Source organism: Litchfieldia sinesaloumensis, from assembly GCF_900156865.1.
Classification (GTDB): Bacteria; Bacillota; Bacilli; order Bacillales; family Bacillaceae_L; genus Ferdinandcohnia; species Ferdinandcohnia sinesaloumensis.
In genome coordinates this window covers 3,590,143-3,607,708 of sequence record NZ_LT732529.1, presented here as the reverse complement: position 1 = coordinate 3,607,708, position 17,566 = coordinate 3,590,143, and the positions used below count along the sequence as shown (strand labels likewise).

At 42.2% G+C, this 17,566-nt stretch carries 11 protein-coding genes, 3 tRNA genes, 2 rRNA genes, 1 other RNA gene and 4 other annotated features; of the genes, 4 read left to right on the top strand and 13 right to left on the bottom strand.

All coding sequences use genetic code 11. The features are described from left to right. Positions 1-109 precede the first annotated feature (109 nt). Both ffs and tadA read right to left on the bottom strand, forming a co-directional pair. Positions 110-374, bottom strand: an RNA gene (gene ffs / locus CZ490_RS17625) — signal recognition particle sRNA large type. A 95-nt stretch (positions 375-469) separates the two neighbouring features. After that, positions 470-961, bottom strand: coding sequence for a tRNA adenosine(34) deaminase TadA (gene tadA, locus CZ490_RS17620; RefSeq protein ID WP_077620131.1), 492 nt, complete (start codon positions 959-961; stop codon positions 470-472). Between the two features lie 116 nt (positions 962-1,077). Here tadA and CZ490_RS17615 point away from each other — a divergent pair, with 116 nt between their 5' ends. From CZ490_RS17615 to CZ490_RS17605, 3 genes are all read left to right on the top strand, one after another. Continuing rightward, the gene (locus CZ490_RS17615; RefSeq protein WP_077620130.1) at positions 1,078-2,364 is read left to right on the top strand and encodes a glycoside hydrolase family 18 protein; all 1,287 of its coding nucleotides are present in this window, start codon (positions 1,078-1,080) and stop codon (positions 2,362-2,364) included. A 360-nt stretch (positions 2,365-2,724) separates the two neighbouring features. Continuing rightward, complete coding sequence (locus tag CZ490_RS17610) at positions 2,725-3,369, top strand: deoxynucleoside kinase (protein WP_077620129.1); 645 nt, start codon at positions 2,725-2,727, stop codon at positions 3,367-3,369. Next, complete coding sequence (locus tag CZ490_RS17605) at positions 3,369-4,037, top strand: deoxynucleoside kinase (RefSeq protein WP_077620128.1); 669 nt, start codon at positions 3,369-3,371, stop codon at positions 4,035-4,037. Before CZ490_RS17610 ends, CZ490_RS17605 begins: the two co-directional genes overlap by 1 nt. A gap of 134 nt (positions 4,038-4,171) precedes the next feature. On the opposite strand, the gene CZ490_RS17600 is transcribed toward CZ490_RS17605, so the two are convergent. The 6 genes from CZ490_RS17600 to guaB all read right to left on the bottom strand — a co-directional run bounded on the left by CZ490_RS17600 (position 4,172) and on the right by guaB (position 10,977). After that, positions 4,172-4,264 (bottom strand) — tRNA-Ser (locus CZ490_RS17600). Positions 4,265-4,377: 113 nt separating this feature from the next. Then, entirely contained in the window at positions 4,378-5,652 is a 1,275-nt protein-coding gene (gene serS, locus CZ490_RS17595) for a serine--tRNA ligase (protein WP_077620127.1), read from the bottom strand. 160 nt (positions 5,653-5,812) lie between these two features. Then, positions 5,813-6,032: a binding site (T-box leader), on the bottom strand. Positions 6,033-6,073: 41 nt separating this feature from the next. Further along, the gene (pdxT, locus tag CZ490_RS17590; RefSeq protein ID WP_077620126.1) at positions 6,074-6,664 is read right to left on the bottom strand and encodes a pyridoxal 5'-phosphate synthase glutaminase subunit PdxT; all 591 of its coding nucleotides are present in this window, start codon (positions 6,662-6,664) and stop codon (positions 6,074-6,076) included. An 18-nt stretch (positions 6,665-6,682) separates the two neighbouring features. After that, the gene (gene pdxS, locus CZ490_RS17585; RefSeq protein WP_077620125.1) at positions 6,683-7,567 is read right to left on the bottom strand and encodes a pyridoxal 5'-phosphate synthase lyase subunit PdxS; all 885 of its coding nucleotides are present in this window, start codon (positions 7,565-7,567) and stop codon (positions 6,683-6,685) included. A gap of 458 nt (positions 7,568-8,025) precedes the next feature. After that, entirely contained in the window at positions 8,026-9,372 is a 1,347-nt protein-coding gene (locus CZ490_RS17580; RefSeq protein ID WP_077620124.1) for a D-alanyl-D-alanine carboxypeptidase family protein, read from the bottom strand. 138 nt (positions 9,373-9,510) lie between these two features. Further along, positions 9,511-10,977 carry an IMP dehydrogenase gene (gene guaB, locus CZ490_RS17575; RefSeq protein WP_077620123.1) on the bottom strand — a complete coding sequence of 489 codons (1,467 nt, stop codon included), beginning with the start codon at positions 10,975-10,977 and terminating at the stop codon, positions 9,511-9,513. Between the two features lie 157 nt (positions 10,978-11,134). Between guaB and CZ490_RS17570 the strand changes: the two genes are divergently transcribed. Next, positions 11,135-12,127, top strand: coding sequence for a YaaC family protein (locus CZ490_RS17570; RefSeq protein ID WP_077620122.1), 993 nt, complete (start codon positions 11,135-11,137; stop codon positions 12,125-12,127). 117 nt (positions 12,128-12,244) lie between these two features. Here CZ490_RS17570 and CZ490_RS22950 read toward each other — a convergent pair whose 3' ends face one another. The 5 genes from CZ490_RS22950 to CZ490_RS17550 form a co-directional block, all read right to left on the bottom strand. After that, the gene (locus tag CZ490_RS22950; RefSeq protein ID WP_268762158.1) at positions 12,245-12,376 is read right to left on the bottom strand and encodes a hypothetical protein; all 132 of its coding nucleotides are present in this window, start codon (positions 12,374-12,376) and stop codon (positions 12,245-12,247) included. A 162-nt stretch (positions 12,377-12,538) separates the two neighbouring features. Further along, positions 12,539-12,654 (bottom strand): 5S ribosomal RNA (gene rrf / locus CZ490_RS17565). A 181-nt stretch (positions 12,655-12,835) separates the two neighbouring features. Then, positions 12,836-15,766: ribosomal RNA gene (locus tag CZ490_RS17560) — 23S ribosomal RNA — on the bottom strand. A gap of 165 nt (positions 15,767-15,931) precedes the next feature. Then, positions 15,932-16,007, bottom strand: a tRNA-Ala gene (locus CZ490_RS17555). A 20-nt stretch (positions 16,008-16,027) separates the two neighbouring features. Then, a tRNA-Ile gene (locus CZ490_RS17550) sits at positions 16,028-16,104 on the bottom strand. A 106-nt stretch (positions 16,105-16,210) separates the two neighbouring features. Further along, positions 16,211-17,185: a sequence feature (most likely nonfunctional fraction of RNA operon), on the bottom strand. An 11-nt stretch (positions 17,186-17,196) separates the two neighbouring features. Continuing rightward, positions 17,197-17,339, bottom strand: a sequence feature (16S ribosomal RNA rRNA prediction is too short). A 53-nt stretch (positions 17,340-17,392) separates the two neighbouring features. Next, positions 17,393-17,544 (bottom strand) — a sequence feature (16S ribosomal RNA rRNA prediction is too short). Positions 17,545-17,566: the final 22 nt, after the last annotated feature.

The window sequence follows — 17,566 nt, the reverse complement described above, 5'->3', positions numbered from 1 at the left end:
CACTTAAAAACCCAACGTGGCGATGAATATAACAAAAACTGGTGACACTTACGTCAAGACAATAAAAAAACTCACCCGAATGAGTGAGTTAATTTATGTAGTATAACTGCCGTGCACCTTCCGTCGAATAGTTACCCCAGGCGTTACTCAAGCAGTTAGCTCGGTCCAGGCAACCCTACGGCACATGGGAGAGTCCGCTTACTGCTGCTTCCTTCCGGACCTGACAGGGTTCGCGGGTTCCCATTGCGTAGGACCCAGACGTCAACACCACTTACTTGAGGCAGACCCTACAATAACTACCCTCTGTGAAGGGATTCGGCCTCGCTAGAGCGGATTGCGAGTACAGGGCACCGCTACCTCCCCGCTTAGCACGGCAAAATTGATACCAAATTGTTAGGTGTCTTTATGACACATTCTTAGTATAAAGGTTCATTTAGAAAAAATCAATGCATACCAACTGTAAGTTTTTTCAAGTAGTTCCATTTGTACCTTTTTTCGCTTCTTTCTTTTTCCTTCTAATTTCTTTAAAAAAAGAACGTAAAAGCTGTCCACACTCTTCCTCACAGACTCCCGGTACTACTTCTGCTTGATGATTAAACCTTTGTTCCTCTAGTAGGTTCATTAAGGTACCAGCACAGCCCCCTTTTGGATCTCTAGCTCCGAATACGACACGACTCACACGAGATAATACGATAGCACCCGAACACATTGCACACGGTTCTAAAGTGACATATAGGGTAGTGTTTTCTAACCGCCAGGAACCAATTCGTTTACAGGCCTTATCAATCGCTAGCAGCTCTGCATGTGCAATGGAACGTTGCTGAGTTTCTCTTAGATTATGCGCTTTAGCAATCACTTCACCTTCTAGAACCAAAACAGCACCGATAGGTACTTCATCTAAATCAGTAGCTTTTTTCGCTTCTTCTATCGCTAATTTCATATAATACTCATCAGACATCATTCGATTAAATTCTCCTTACTAGGCAAATGGGCACATTTGATCAAGCATCTTCTACCCTATACTTTCATAGGGTAATAAAGGTGTAGTACCTAAATTGTAAAATGAGGAGGTCAAACATGCAAATTCATGTTGTTGAGCAAGGACAATCATTATTTGGAATTGCAAATGCATATGGCACAACAGTGGATGAACTTGTTCGCTCAAATCAAATCCCAGACCCTGGTAACCTTGTAGCTGGGCAAGCGCTAGTCATCCCCATTGTAGGCCAGTTCTATTGGGTTCAGCCGGGCGATAGCCTTTGGTCAATCGCAAATAAATTCGGACTTAATTATCAACAGCTAGCACAAATTAATCAAATTCCACCAAATCGCCCTCTAACCGTGGGTCTAAGACTTTATATTCCTGCTCGTCCAAAACGAGATGGCGAAATCAATGCTTATGTAGAGCCCTTAGGGACTTCAGTAAGTCCCGCTCTTGAAAGAAGTACGCGACAAGCAGCTCCCTATTTAACGTACTTAGCCCCTTTTAACTTTCAAATTCAACGAGATGGCTCTTTAAAGGAACCACTGATGAATAACTTCCCTAGTATCGCACAAGCAAATAATGTAACTTTAATGATGGTTGTCGCAAATTTAGAAGAAGGTCAATTTAGTGATGAATTGGGTCGAATTGTTCTAACAGATGAAAATGTCCAAAACACATTACTAGATAACATTGTAACAACTGCTCAAAAATACGGATTCCGAGATATTCATTTCGACATGGAGTTTTTACGTCCAGAAGACCGTGAAGCTTATAATGCTTTTTTACGAAAAGCTAAGGAACGCTTTAGTCAACAAGGTTGGCTCCTTTCAACTGCGCTCGCGCCTAAAACAAGTGCTGAGCAAAAAGGAGCCTGGTATGAGGCTCATGACTATCGGGCCCATGGAGAGATTGTCGACTTTGTTGTCATCATGACGTATGAATGGGGATATAGTGGTGGCCCGCCAATGGCAGTATCACCAATCGGCCCTGTTCGTGAAGTACTAGAATATGCACTAACTGAAATGCCAGCATCAAAAATTATGATGGGGCAAAACCTGTATGGATATGATTGGACGTTGCCATTTGTAGCAGGTGGAGAATATGCCAAAGCAGTTAGTCCTCAGCGAGCAATTGAGATCGCTAAACAAAATAATGTCTCCATTCAGTATGATACTAAAGCACAAGCACCTCACTTTGACTATACAGACTCTGAAGGGAAAGAACACAAAGTTTGGTTTGAAGATGCTAGAAGTATTCAGGCAAAGTTTGACTTAATTAAGGAATTAAACTTAAGAGGAATCAGTTATTGGAAGCTAGGACTTCCATTCCCTCAAAACTGGCTTTTAATTACGGAAAATTTCAATGTTGTAAAACGCTAATAACCTTCAAGGAACTCTTCCACTGAGTTCCTTTTTATTTTCTAAATATGAGCAAGAAGAGAGGATTATCACAAAGTGAGTAGGCCTTGAGAACTTCAATAATTCCCAGTTTGTTTTTTCGACAGTATTTAACAATATTCAACCTTCCTGTGATAAAATAAGGCTTATCTGTTTAACTATATATAATAAGGGTTAAACTCCGTCTAATTGAAATGACAGCCTCGGCATAGACAGCGTGTCTCATTAGAAATAATTCGAGCTTATGTTTGATAGACTATGGGGCCATTTCTTTGTTGCCCACCATGTGGACATACGCCAAGGCTCTTTTGATTGAATGGATATAAAAAAGGGGGACACGAGATGGGTAGTAGGATTCCTTTTATTACTGTAGAGGGTCCAATCGGTGTTGGAAAAACCTCACTCGCTAAGGCTATTTCAGAACGCTTTGAATTTGCCTTGTTAAAAGAGATTGTTGATGAAAATCCATTCTTAGGGAAATTCTATACTAATATCGATGAATGGAGTTTTCAAACAGAGATGTTTTTCCTGTGCAACCGATACAAACAACTTGAAGACATTAATCAACATTACCTTCAAAAAAAACAACCGGTTGTTGCGGATTATCATATATTTAAGAATTTGATTTTTGCTGAGCGAACATTAAAGTCCGAGCAGTTTCAAAAGTATTTACAGATTTATGAGATTCTAACAGCAGATATGCCTGTGCCGAATGTCGTCATTTATTTACATGCAGGACTTGATACTTTACTAGAGCGGATAAAAATGCGAGGTAGGGACATTGAAAAAGGTATAGACCCTGCATATCTAAGTCAATTGAGTCTTGATTATGAACAATCAATGGCTAAATTTGAAAAGGCACACCCTACTATACCCGTCATACGGTTTAATGGAGACAAACTTGACTTTGTGCAGAGTAAAGAGGACCTAAACTTTATCCTATCAAAAGTAGAAGACACCATTCTGGAAAAAGGAGTTACAACATAATGAATTTGCGTAATAAATATGATATCCCTAGTAATGCAGTAATTACAGTTGCAGGTACAGTTGGGGTAGGAAAGTCTACAATGACAAAGGCACTGGCTCAAGCTCTTGGATTTAGAACATCTTTTGAGAAGGTCGATACGAACCCCTACCTAGATCGCTTTTATGCAGACTTTGAACGATGGAGTTTCCACCTACAAATCTACTTCCTTGCAGAACGCTTTAAGGAGCAAAAGAAAATTTTCGAATATGGCGGTGGATTTATCCAAGACCGTTCGATATATGAAGATACAGGCATTTTTGCAAAAATGCATTATGAAAAGGGAACAATGGCACCTGATGATTATGAGACATATACTAACCTTTTTGATGCAATGGTAATGACACCTTATTTTCCTCATCCGAACTTATTAATTTATCTTGAAGGTAGCCTTGAAGACATAATTAGCCGAATCCAAGAACGCGGTAGACCAATGGAACAACAAACACCGATTTCTTATTGGGAAGAGATGCACGGTCGTTATGAGAAGTGGATTAATAATTTTAATGCGTGTCCTGTACTTCGATTAAATATTAATGATTATGATATTATACAAGATGAAAATTCAATTGAACCTGTCATCGAGAAAATATCCCAATTCATTAGACAAGCAGAACTTTTAAAAAGCTAAAAATGAACCCCTCTTGAGAATTTCTCAAAAGGGGTTTTTCGTTAACCTAATTTTTGTAGATAGTAAAAAACTCGTTACTATAAGTAACGAGTTCATCTCCAATACTTTATGCGCTAGTATTATTTGTCATATTATGGCGGAGGAAGAGGGATTCGAACCCCCGCGGGCTTTAACACCCCTGTCGGTTTTCAAGACCGATCCCTTCAGCCGGACTTGGGTATTCCTCCGTATCGACAAGAATTAATATATCATATATTGAATTTTAATGTCAACAGTATCTTTAATTTTTTTTTGAGACCAGGATAGCAATGTATCTTGGCCTCACTATTTGTATTTATTTTTAACCGATTATTTCCTTATTTCTCATATATGGACGTAGTACTTCAGGAATAATTACTGTACCGTCTGCTTGTTGATAATTTTCTAAGATTGCAGCGACAGTTCTACCGATTGCCAGCCCTGATCCATTTAATGTATGAACATGTTCAGGCTTTGAGTCTCTATCTCTTCGGAATCGTATATTTGCACGTCTAGCTTGGAACGCCTCAAAATTACTACATGAAGAAATCTCCCGGTAGGTTCCATAACTTGGTATCCATACTTCAATGTCATATTTTTTTGCAGCTGTAAATCCTAAATCTGCACTACACATATTTAAAACACGATATGGAAGACCTAATAGTTGAAGGACCTTTTCAGCGTTTGCTGTTAAGCTTTCCAATTCTGCATATGAGTCTTCGGGTTTAACAAATTTCACTAACTCAACTTTATTAAATTGATGCTGGCGAATTAATCCTCTTGTGTCTCTTCCTGCTGAACCAGCTTCCGAGCGGAAACAAGCACTAAATGCTGCATATTTAATTGGCAACTCTTCTCCAACTAATATTTCATCACGGTGAAGATTCGTAATCGGTACCTCAGCTGTCGGAATTAAGAAATAATCCTCACTTTCTATACGAAAAGCATCTTCTTCAAATTTCGGAAGTTGACCTGTACCTGTCATACTTGCTCGATTTACGATATATGGAGGAATTACTTCTTCATAGCCATGTTCCTCTACATGAAGGTCTAACATAAAATTATATAATGCTCGTTCAAGTCTTGCTCCTAGCCCCTTATAAAATACAAAACGGCTACCTGTAACCTTACTAGCTCGTTCAAAATCTAAGATCTCAAGTTGATCTGCGATTTCCCAGTGTGGCTTTGGTTCAAAGTCAAATGCTGGAATTTCACCCCATTTACGGATTTCAACATTGTCATCCTCAGATTCACCAACAGGTACACTTTCATGAGGAATATTCGGAATAGATAACATCAGCTGTTCTAATTGCTCTTCTACTGCTCGTAATTCAGTATCTAATTCCTTAATTTTTTCTCCAACTTCACGCATCTCTACAATAAGAGAATCCGCATCTTTCTTTTCTCTTTTTAGTACAGCAACTTGTCCTGAAACTTCATTTCTTCTGCTTTTCAATTCCTCAGTTTGGACAATAAGTTCACGTCTTGTTTTATCCAATTTTTCAAAACGCCCAAGGTCTGTTAAATCTTCACCACGAAACTGTAGTCTTTCTTTAACCACCTCAAAGTGGCTTCGTAAAAGTTTGATATCTAACATCACTAAACCTCCTATAATCTATGTAGGCCAGTAGCCCAACTATGTAATCCATCCATGAATAAAGCGTGCTCAGTAATCTAGTCTAAAGAACTATAAGCGCCAACGGATAATACATACCTAATTGAAATTATGGCAAAATAAAAAACTCCCGTCCCCTAAAAAAAGGGACGAGAGTTAACCCGCGTTACCACCCTAGTTGAGGATACACGTATCCTCCTCCTTAAAAAGATAACGGATTTACCGAAAATACCTACTTAAAATAAATCAAGATTCAGTATTTCACTCAAGGATGGATTCACATATCTTTTTCATCGGTTCACACCAACCACCGACTCTCTTAAGAAAGGCGATATGCTACTAGTTCCTATCATAGATTTAACAATTTAATTATTTATATAAAGTTTTACCACGTTTCAAAACTTTATACAAGGTTTTTTGCTTTTGTTTCTTCCACCATTTTTACAAAATAGCTTGTAAAACGATGATCGTCCGTCAATTCAGGATGAAAGGAACAACCTAAAAATTGACCTTCACGTGCTGCAACAATTCTACCATCATGCTTAGCAAGAATTTCGACATTCTCTCCAGCTTCAACGATATGTGGTGCTCGAATGAAGACACCAACAAAATCTTCTGCAATACCTGGAATCATAAGCTCAGCCTCAAAACTTTCACGCTGACGACCAAATGAATTTCGCTCAACTTTTACATCCATTAGTCCGAGATGTGATTCCTTATAATCAACAAGATGCTTTGCAAGTAGAATTAACCCAGCACATGTACCAAACATTGGCTTCCCTTGTTCTGCAAACGAACGAAGAGGCTCCATAAAACTGTATTTATCAATCAAGCGACGCATTGTTGTGCTTTCCCCACCGGGGATAATTAACCCGTCAATCTCTTCTAATTGTTCTATTTTTTTTACGATAACTGCTTCTGCGCCAGAAGCTTCTACCGAGCGAATATGTTCTCTTACTGCCCCTTGTAGGCCTAATACTCCGATTTTAACCACTTCTGAACACCCTCTTACTTACCAGCCTCGTTCTTGCATGCGTTGGTCCGGTAATAATGATGAAATTTCAATCCCTTTCATAGCATTACCTAAGCCTTTAGAAAGCTGAGCAATTAATTCGTAGTCTTGATAATGTGTAGTAGCTTCTACGATAGCACGTGCGAATTTAGCTGGGTTGTCCGATTTAAAAATACCAGAACCTACGAACACACCATCTGCACCAAGTTGCATCATTAATGCTGCATCAGCTGGAGTAGCAACACCACCCGCAGCAAAGTTTACTACTGGTAGGCGCCCTTCACGTTTAATTTGTAGTAATAATTCGAAAGGTGCTCCAATGTTTTTTGCCTCTGTCATTAGTTCATCTTCACTCATGCCAACAACTTTGCGGATTTGTGCATTAACTTTTCTCATATGACGAACTGCTTCCACAATATTTCCTGTACCAGGCTCACCCTTTGTACGAAGCATAGATGCACCTTCAGCAATTCGGCGAGTTGCCTCTCCTAAATCACGACATCCACAAACAAATGGTACTGTAAAATCACGTTTATTTAGATGGTACTCCTCATCAGCAGGAGTTAATACTTCACTTTCATCAATGTAGTCCACACCTAGAGCCTCTAATACCCTAGCTTCTACAATATGTCCAATACGTGCTTTTGCCATCACCGGAATAGAAACAGCGTTCATTACTTGCTCAACGATTGTTGGATCTGCCATTCTAGCAACTCCACCCGCTGCTCTTATATCAGCTGGAACACGTTCTAGTGCCATAACGGCTACTGCTCCCGCTTCCTCAGCTATTTTTGCCTGTTCTGCATTAACAACGTCCATAATAACGCCGCCCTTTTGCATTTCAGCCATTCCTCGTTTGACTCGATCTGTACCCGTACTTGCCATGACGATTCCTCCAACGTGTATTAATATTTTTCTGATTTATGCATTATCATATCATATTTTTATAGATAATAAATGCTCAATATAAAATAAACTAAGAATATTCTAACTGATATTTTCACAATTTCCTAGTAATTATATTAAAATAGTACGATATGGTATAATTTGTTATCGATTTCTTAACTGAGATAATGAAAAAGGTATAAAAGTAATGACAGGTACTACGGAACCAAAACAGGTGCATATTGTAAAATCAATTTTATCTTTTGTACTCATTATATTAGCTACTGATTGTGTCGCCCTTATATTTAAAGCTAACAATAATGGAGTAGTATTAACCCTATCACTCCTATTAGGTCTCCTGTTCTTCATTAATGGTGTTTTATCTAGAGTAAGAAATAATACTAATGAAAAAACACGCTTGGATTATGATACCCCAAGCGTGTCACGGTCAACTATTATTAAAACCAGCCTTTTACTGTATTTGCAACACTTGACCAAATGTCACTAAAGAAACCGCCAATTCCTCTCATCATAAGCACGAACCAGTTTGTCTTTTCTACAGCTGTATCAGTTACAAGTGGTACCTGTAATTGATCATCATTTCCAGTTACATACCCTAGGTCTTCACCATCATAGGATATTACCATATGTCCAACATTTGTTCCTTTTTTAAACGGCGCGGTAATTTCCTGGTCCTTAGAAACGACTTTCTCATCTAAAACATATTCCGCTTTGAAGGCGGACTTGTCTACACCTTTTTCAACTATAAGTTTAACCGGTGCTTTTGTGGAAATTTGTACTTCTTTTTCTTTTCCTTTAACAACCTTTAATTCTTTATTACCCTTTAACTGATAGCCTTCTGGGTATACTTCAATTTGCTCGAAATGATTAAAGCCATGGTCTAAGAGCTTCCGAGTCTCATTAAAACGTTCTGGCTCACTGGATGCACCCATCACAACTGAAATCAACCTCGTGCCGTTTTTTTCCGCTGTTCCTGTAAAACAATAACCAGCAGCTGTTGTTGTACCTGTTTTTAGACCATCTAAACCTTCGTAGTAAAAACTTGCATATAAAGGAGATTCACTAGGATCGTGTTTCAACATCCAGTTCCAGTTGTTTAATTTCTCTCCATAAAACTCAAATTGCGGAATACTAGAAACGTCTAATACTTCTGGATAATCTCGAATCAATGAATAGGCTAATAATGCAACTGATTCTGCAGATAGCATATTTTCTGCGTCTAGATCCGTACCCGCAGGACGGTTTTCACCTAACATGCTATTAGGTAGACCAGAACTATTTACAAAGTGATAGTCTGGAAGACCAAGTTCAGCGGCCTTTTCATTCATCCTCTTTACAAATTCGCCTTCAGAACCACTGATTAGACGTGCTAATGCCATCGTCGTTGCATTATCAGAATAAATAGCCATCGCATAATATAGTTCTTTTACCGTATAGTTATGATTTAAACGAAGACCAACACCAGAAGAGTTCGCATTTGCTGAGAAAGAGTGTAAAAACTCATCAATTTGTGTTTCTGTTTCCCAGGTAATCGACCCTTCATCAATCGCCTCCAACACAAGATATTCTGTCATCATTTTTGACATACTTGCAATTGGCGCAGCCTGATCTGCATTTTTCTCATAGAGAATTTTACCGGTATCTGCATCAATTAGTATCGCGTTTTTTGCATTTATATCTATAGCAGGAGCTGCTTTGGCAGGCGTTGCTTGACCCACAAAAAGCGAAAGCAAAAAGACTGCTAAAAAGCTTATTATTAATTTTTTTTGTGTTTGTTTTTTCACGTTTTGAACCTCCACTTTCGTAATACACACAAAAAATAGTTTAACATATTAGCCTCAAAAAAAATAGATAGAGTGCGTGTCTCTATCTACCACAATATAAAAATCCTACCAATGGATTAGTTTGTTATTTATTTTATTTTAGAGTGTTGAGTAGTTTGGCGCTTCTTTAGTAATTTGGACATCATGTGGATGACTCTCACGTAACCCTGCACCCGTCATTTTTATAAATTGGGCATTTTCTCTTAATTCTTCTAAATTCTTTGTACCACAATAGCCCATCCCAGAGCGAATACCACCTAATAATTGATAAATTGTATCTGTAAGTGGTCCTTTATATGGAAGTCGTCCTTCAATACCTTCCGGAACAAATTTCTTTGCATCCTCTTGGAAGTAACGATCCTTACTCCCTTTTTCCATCGCTGCAACTGATCCCATCCCACGGTACACCTTAAAGCGACGACCTTGGAATATTTCTGTTTCTCCTGGGCTTTCAGAGACACCTGCAAGTAAGCTTCCTAGCATTACTGCATGCCCCCCAGATGCTAAGGCCTTCACGATATCACCTGAATATTTAATACCACCGTCAGCAATTATTGAAACACCATGTTTTCTTGCTTCTGTAGCACAATCGTAAACAGCAGTTATTTGTGGAACACCAACACCTGCTACTACACGTGTTGTACATATAGATCCTGGCCCAATACCTACTTTTACAACACTAGCACCTGCTTTTATTAAATCACGAGTTGCCTCAGCTGTTGCCACATTACCAGCAATAATATTTAAACTTGGATATGTGTCACGTATATTTTTTACAGTATCAAGAACACCTGCTGAGTGACCATGTGCTGTATCAACAACAATAGCATCAACACCAGCTTCAACAAGCTTAGCAACACGGAGCATTGTATCTGTAGTTACCCCAACAGCAGCACCTACTAATAAACGTCCCTGCGCATCCTTTGCAGAATTTGGAAATTCTATTACTTTTTCAATATCTTTAATGGTTATAAGTCCTTTTAATACTCCACTTTCATCTACAAGAGGAAGCTTTTCAATCTTATGCTTTTGTAAGATTTTTTCAGCTTGCTCTAGGTTCGTGCCAACTGGAGCAGTCACTAAATTTTCCTTAGTCATAACATCTGAAATTAATATGGAATAGTCTTGAATAAAACGAAGGTCACGATTGGTGATGATACCAACCAAGATTTGCTCTTGCGGATTGTTTACAATTGGGACACCTGAAATACGATATTTTCCCATTAAATGTTCAGCATCAAACACTTGATGGCTAGGAGTTAGGAAAAATGGATTTGTAATAACGCCACTCTCTGAACGCTTAACCTTATCAACTTGTTCAGCTTGTTGTTCAATCGACATATTTTTATGAATGATACCTAATCCACCTTGGCGAGCCATAGCTATTGCCATTGCATGTTCTGTAACAGTATCCATACCGGCGCTAATAATTGGGATATTTAGCTTTAATGTTTCTGTCAACGCTACTCCAAGATTTACATCCTTAGGTAATACTTCTGATTTAGCAGGTAAAAGCAATACATCATCAAATGTTAATCCTTCTTTGGCAAACTTAGTTTCCCACATGTAATAAATCCCCCTTCGATTGCAAAATATTATTAGTAGATTATCAACTGGGTAAACTACTGTCAAGGAAGGATTGATATATTTAATAATTCAGAGTTTTATGTTTTATTTATAACCACCTTTTGCACTTCTATGTTTTCTATTGGAGGTTTCTACTTTGTTCGATTATCGATTTATTTGGCAATCTTTTAATGCACTACATGCAGCGAATACGACACAACATTTACTTCAGAAATGTTATGAAAAGGCATCTGTAGCTGATGCAGAGAAAAAGAGCTATGAGAACAGCTATCCCTTTATTTACTATCTGGAACATGGACAGAATTATTATCAACTATCTGATAAAGCTCCGTTATCCATCAAACCAGTCCTGCTCTTTTATGGAATGGTTCAATTACTTAAAGCGTGCTTATTAACCGTTGACCCTCAATACCCAGAGTCAACCTCAGTATTAGCGCACGGGGTTTCTACACGGAAAAGAAAAAAGCAGAGCTATGAGTTTTTTCTAGATGAGGTGAGAGTTCAAAAAAACGGATTATTTTCCCATTTCTCTGAACGTATGTTTCATGTGAAACAAATTGAGGGAGAAAAATACACCATGGAACAGCTATTCAAAAGGGTTCCAGAACTACAAAATTTGTTTGCCTTGCATTTCCAACAAAGCTTATATATTCGAACACCCATATCAAATAAAAATATACTTTCTATTCCAAGTGAATCGTTAGACAGTTTTCATATGACATCTCGACGATTTCTTGATTTTATTGAGAAGATACTACCATTTCCACTTTCTCTTACTAATGAGGAGATGACTGGGGAAGACATTGATAAAATTACATTAATAATTGATACTTCAAACAAACGGTTGCCACTCACATGTTCCCCGCTTTTGTATCATTTATATGAAGATACATATTATCTCCCAAAGGAGAGGGAATTACTGTCTTTTTTCCCAGAAATCATGACACATTATTTACTTTTATATAATTTAAGTATGATCTCAAGATATGAAACTGAATGGTGGAGTGAGTTACTTCACTCTTACTCCAGTAATGATTATCCATTTATTAGACAGTTTTTATCGATATCTGCGGATAAGGTACCCTTTCTACTATACTTGTTTTTAAAGGAAAAGATTGATGGTATTTAGAATAAATTTTTTATAGATCACCTTTTTGCAGTGTGATTAAATATCTTTGCTACTATATAATCAGGAGTTTTTCCGAAATAAAAAAGATCAACCATATCGGTTGATCTTTTCCGCTGCCTAGCGACGTCCTACTCTCACAGGGGCAATGCCCCAACTACCATCGGCGCCGAAGCTTAACTTCCGTGTTCGGTCGGCGGCTTCCGATGAGCGGCAGATTTCTGCGTCAGCTGCACTCCCTCCAATCCTCATGTACGTTGTACATTCCGGTTGTCGCTCACTTGCTTCCTTGAACTCTTTGCTCCTCGAAACCCACCGTATTTTCAATTCTTTCTAAACCTATTTTAATGATTTCTAAAACCTTCGGTTTTTCGAAACAAAAAAAAGACCAACCCTAAGGTTGATCTTTTCAGTGCCTAGCGACGTCCTACTCTCACAGGGGCAATGCCCCAACTACCATCGGCGCTGAGAAGCTTAACTTCCGTGTTCGGTATGGGAACGGGTGTGACCTTCTCGCCATCGTCACTAGACTATTATGAAGGATTCATTCCTTCAAAACTAGATAACGTACGCACATTCATGAAGTCATTTGTCTAGCTCCGGCTCCTAGCCTCTCGAGGTCGCTTCACTTCTTCTGTCAAAGTCTATCGACTTTTCGGTCAGAAGTTCCAGCGCTTGTCGAGGCAGTACAGTCGCCTACGCTTTTCTTTTTTGGTTAAGTCCTCGATCGATTAGTATCAGTCAGCTGCACATGTCACCATGCTTCCACCTCTGACCTATCAACCTCGTCATCTTCGAGGGATCTTACTAGTTTAACACTATGGGAAATCTCATCTTGAGGGGGGCTTCATGCTTAGATGCTTTCAGCACTTATCCCTTCCACACATAGCTACCCAGCTATGCCCTTGGCAGGACAACTGGTACACCAGCGGTGTGTCCATCCCGGTCCTCTCGTACTAAGGACAGCTCCTCTCAAATTTCCTACGCCCACGACGGATAGGGACCGAACTGTCTCACGACGTTCTGAACCCAGCTCGCGTACCGCTTTAATGGGCGAACAGCCCAACCCTTGGGACCGACTACAGCCCCAGGATGCGATGAGCCGACATCGAGGTGCCAAACCTCCCCGTCGATGTGGACTCTTGGGGGAGATAAGCCTGTTATCCCCGGGGTAGCTTTTATCCGTTGAGCGATGGCCCTTCCATGCGGAACCACCGGATCACTAAGCCCGACTTTCGTCCCTGCTCGACTTGTAGGTCTCGCAGTCAAGCTCCCTTGTGCCTTTACACTCTACGAATGATTTCCAACCATTCTGAGGGAACCTTTGGGCGCCTCCGTTACTTTTTAGGAGGCGACCGCCCCAGTCAAACTGCCCACCTGACACTGTCTCCAAGGCCGATAAGGCCTTCGGGTTAGAATTTCAATACAGCCAGGGTAGTATCCCACCAATGCCTCCACCGAAGCTGGCGCTCCGGCTTCCAAGGCTCCTACCTATCCTGTACAAGCTGTACCAAAATTCAATATCAGGCTGCAGTAAAGCTCCACGGGGTCTTTCCGTCCTGTCGCGGGTAACCTGCATCTTCACAGGTACTATAATTTCACCGAGTCTCTCGTTGAGACAGTGCCCAGATCGTTACACCTTTCGTGCGGGTCAGAACTTACCTGACAAGGAATTTCGCTACCTTAGGACCGTTATAGTTACGGCCGCCGTTTACTGGGGCTTCGATTCAGAGCTTCGCTTGCGCTAACCCCTCCTCTTAACCTTCCAGCACCGGGCAGGTGTCAGCCCCTATACTTCGCCTTGCGGCTTCGCAGAGACCTGTGTTTTTGCTAAACAGTCGCCTGGGCCTATTCACTGCGGCTTTTCAGGGCTATTCACCCTAAAAAGCACCCCTTCTCCCGAAGTTACGGGGTCATTTTGCCGAGTTCCTTAACGAGAGTTCTCTCGATCACCTTAGGATTCTCTCCTCGCCTACCTGTGTCGGTTTGCGGTACGGGCACCATTTACCTCGCTAGAAGCTTTTCTTGGCAGTGTGGAATCAGGAACTTCGGTACTATATTTCCCTCGCCATCACAGCTCAACCTTATGGTAAGCGGATTTGCCTACTTACCAGTCTAACTGCTTGGACGCGCATATCCAACAGCGCGCTTACCCTATCCTCCTGCGTCCCTCCATTGCTCAAACGGTAAAGAGGTGGTACAGGAATATCAACCTGTTGTCCATCGCCTACGCTTTTCAGCCTCGGCTTAGGTCCCGACTAACCCTGAGCGGACGAGCCTTCCTCAGGAAACCTTAGGCATTCGGTGGAGGGGATTCTCACCCCTCTTTCGCTACTCATACCGGCATTCTCACTTCTAAGCGCTCCACCAGTCCTTACGGTCTGACTTCGCTGCACTTAGAACGCTCTCCTACCATTGTTCGTAAGAACAATCCACAGCTTCGGTGATACGTTTAGCCCCGGTACATTTTCGGCGCAGAGTCACTCGACCAGTGAGCTATTACGCACTCTTTAAATGGTGGCTGCTTCTAAGCCAACATCCTGGTTGTCTAAGCAACTCCACATCCTTTTCCACTTAACGTATACTTTGGGACCTTAGCTGGTGGTCTGGGCTGTTTCCCTCTTGACTACGGATCTTATCACTCGCAGTCTGACTCCCGAGAATCAAGTCTTTGGCATTCGGAGTTTGACTGAATTCGGTAACCCGATGAGGGCCCCTAGTCCAATCAGTGCTCTACCTCCAAGACTCTAACTCGAGGCTAGCCCTAAAGCTATTTCGGAGAGAACCAGCTATCTCCAGGTTCGATTGGAATTTCTCCGCTACCCACACCTCATCCCCGCACTTTTCAACGTGCGTGGGTTCGGGCCTCCATTCAGTGTTACCTGAACTTCACCCTGGACATGGGTAGATCACCTGGTTTCGGGTCTACGACCACGTACTATTTCGCCCTATTCAGACTCGCTTTCGCTGCGGCTCCGTCTCTTCAACTTAACCTTGCACGGGATCGTAACTCGCCGGTTCATTCTACAAAAGGCACGCCATCACACATAAATGTGCTTTGACTACTTGTAGGCACACGGTTTCAGGTTCTCTTTCACTCCCCTTCCGGGGTGCTTTTCACCTTTCCCTCACGGTACTGGTTCACTATCGGTCACTAGGGAGTATTTAGCCTTGGGAGATGGTCCTCCCAGCTTCCGACGGGATTTCACGTGTCCCGCCGTACTCAGGATCCACTCAAGAGAGAACGAAGTTTCGACTACAGGGTTGTTACCTTCTCTGACGGACCTTTCCAGGTCGCTTCGTCTACTCCGTTCTTTTGTAACTCCGTATAGAGTGTCCTACAACCCCAAGAGGCAAGCCTCTTGGTTTGGGCTATCTTCCGTTTCGCTCGCCGCTACTCAGGAAATCGCGTTTGCTTTCTCTTCCTCCGGGTACTAAGATGTTTCAGTTCCCCGGGTCTACCTTCTCTTACCCTATGTATTCAGGTAAGGATACTGCCCCATTACGGGCAGTGGGTTTCCCCATTCGGAAATCTTCGGATCAATGCTTACTTACAGCTCCCCGAAGCATATCGGTGTTAGTACCGTCCTTCATCGGCTCCTAGTGCCAAGGCATCCACCGTGCGCCCTTATTAACTTAACCTGTTCGGCTTCGATAAGCTGCGGATTTCTTGAACTCCTTGCTTCTCGTGCGCCTAAAGTTGTTAAAAGAACTTTTACTACTTCAATGAATGTTTTGTTACGTTATCTAGTTTTCAAGGAACAAAAAACTGATTTCAATCAATTAAGATTTCATCAGTAAGGTTTATGGTGGAGCCTAGCGGGATCGAACCGCTGACCTCCTGCGTGCAAGGCAGGCGCTCTCCCAGCTGAGCTAAGGCCCCAAAACAGTATATAAGATGAATGGTGGGCCTAAATGGACTCGAACCATCGACCTCACGCTTATCAGGCGTGCGCTCTAACCAGCTGAGCTATAGGCCCATTCATATAAAACTGAGAACAAGTAGTTCTCTCAAAACTAAACATAATACAAAGCGTCTTTTTATGAAGTTCGTAGAACTTCAGTTTCCTTAGAAAGGAGGTGATCCAGCCGCACCTTCCGATACGGCTACCTTGTTACGACTTCACCCCAATCATCTGTCCCACCTTAGGCGGCTGGCTCCTTGCGGTTACCCCACCGACTTCGGGTGTTACAAACTCTCGTGGTGTGACGGGCGGTGTGTACAAGGCCCGGGAACGTATTCACCGCGGCATGCTGATCCGCGATTACTAGCGATTCCGGCTTCATGCAGGCGAGTTGCAGCCTGCAATCCGAACTGAGAATGGTTTTATGGGATTCGCTTAACCTCGCGGTTTCGCTGCCCTTTGTACCATCCATTGTAGCACGTGTGTAGCCCAGGTCATAAGGGGCATGATGATTTGACGTCATCCCCACCTTCCTCCGGTTTGTCACCGGCAGTCACCTTAGAGTGCCCAACTAAATGCTGGCAACTAAGATCAAGGGTTGCGCTCGTTGCGGGACTTAACCCAACATCTCACGACACGAGCTGACGACAACCATGCACCACCTGTCACTTATGTCCCCGAAAGGAAAGCCCTATCTCTAGGGATGGCATAAGGATGTCAAGACCTGGTAAGGTTCTTCGCGTTGCTTCGAATTAAACCACATGCTCCACCGCTTGTGCGGGCCCCCGTCAATTCCTTTGAGTTTCAGTCTTGCGACCGTACTCCCCAGGCGGAGTGCTTAATGCGTTTGCTGCAGCACTAAAGGGCGGAAACCCTCTAACACTTAGCACTCATCGTTTACGGCGTGGACTACCAGGGTATCTAATCCTGTTCGCTCCCCACGCTTTCGCGCCTCAGCGTCAGTTACAGACCAGAGAGCCGCCTTCGCCACTGGTGTTCCTCCACATCTCTACGCATTTCACCGCTACACGTGGAATTCCGCTCTCCTCTTCTGCACTCAAGTCCCCCAGTTTCCAATGACCCTCCACGGTTGAGCCGTGGGCTTTCACATCAGACTTAAAGGACCGCCTGCGCGCGCTTTACGCCCAATAATTCCGGATAACGCTTGCCACCTACGTATTACCGCGGCTGCTGGCACGTAGTTAGCCGTGGCTTTCTGGTTAGGTACCGTCAAGGTACCGCCCTATTCGAACGATACTTGTTCTTCCCTAACAACAGAGCTTTACGACCCGAAGGCCTTCTTCGCTCACGCGGCGTTGCTCCGTCAGACTTTCGTCCATTGCGGAAGATTCCCTACTGCTGCCTCCCGTAGGAGTCTGGGCCGTGTCTCAGTCCCAGTGTGGCCGATCACCCTCTCAGGTCGGCTACGCATCGTCGCCTTGGTGAGCCGTTACCTCACCAACTAGCTAATGCGCCGCGGGTCCATCTGTAAGTGGTAGCTAAAAGCCACCTTTTAATTGAAGACCATGTGGTCTTC

Excerpts from the sequence above, each read along its gene's own strand:
- tadA (WP_077620131.1), bottom strand. The coding sequence starts at position 961 with ATGATGTCTGATGAGTATTATATGAAATTAGCGATAGAAGAAGCGAAA.
- CZ490_RS17615 (WP_077620130.1), top strand. The coding sequence starts at position 1,078 with ATGCAAATTCATGTTGTTGAGCAAGGACAATCATTATTTGGAATTGCA.
- CZ490_RS17610 (WP_077620129.1), top strand. The coding sequence starts at position 2,725 with ATGGGTAGTAGGATTCCTTTTATTACTGTAGAGGGTCCAATCGGTGTT.
- CZ490_RS17605 (WP_077620128.1), top strand. The coding sequence starts at position 3,369 with ATGAATTTGCGTAATAAATATGATATCCCTAGTAATGCAGTAATTACA.
- serS (WP_077620127.1), bottom strand. The coding sequence starts at position 5,652 with ATGTTAGATATCAAACTTTTACGAAGCCACTTTGAGGTGGTTAAAGAA.
- pdxS (WP_077620125.1), bottom strand. The coding sequence starts at position 7,567 with ATGGCAAGTACGGGTACAGATCGAGTCAAACGAGGAATGGCTGAAATG.
- guaB (WP_077620123.1), bottom strand. The coding sequence starts at position 10,977 with ATGTGGGAAACTAAGTTTGCCAAAGAAGGATTAACATTTGATGATGTA.
- CZ490_RS22950 (WP_268762158.1), bottom strand. The coding sequence starts at position 12,376 with ATGAGGATTGGAGGGAGTGCAGCTGACGCAGAAATCTGCCGCTCATCG.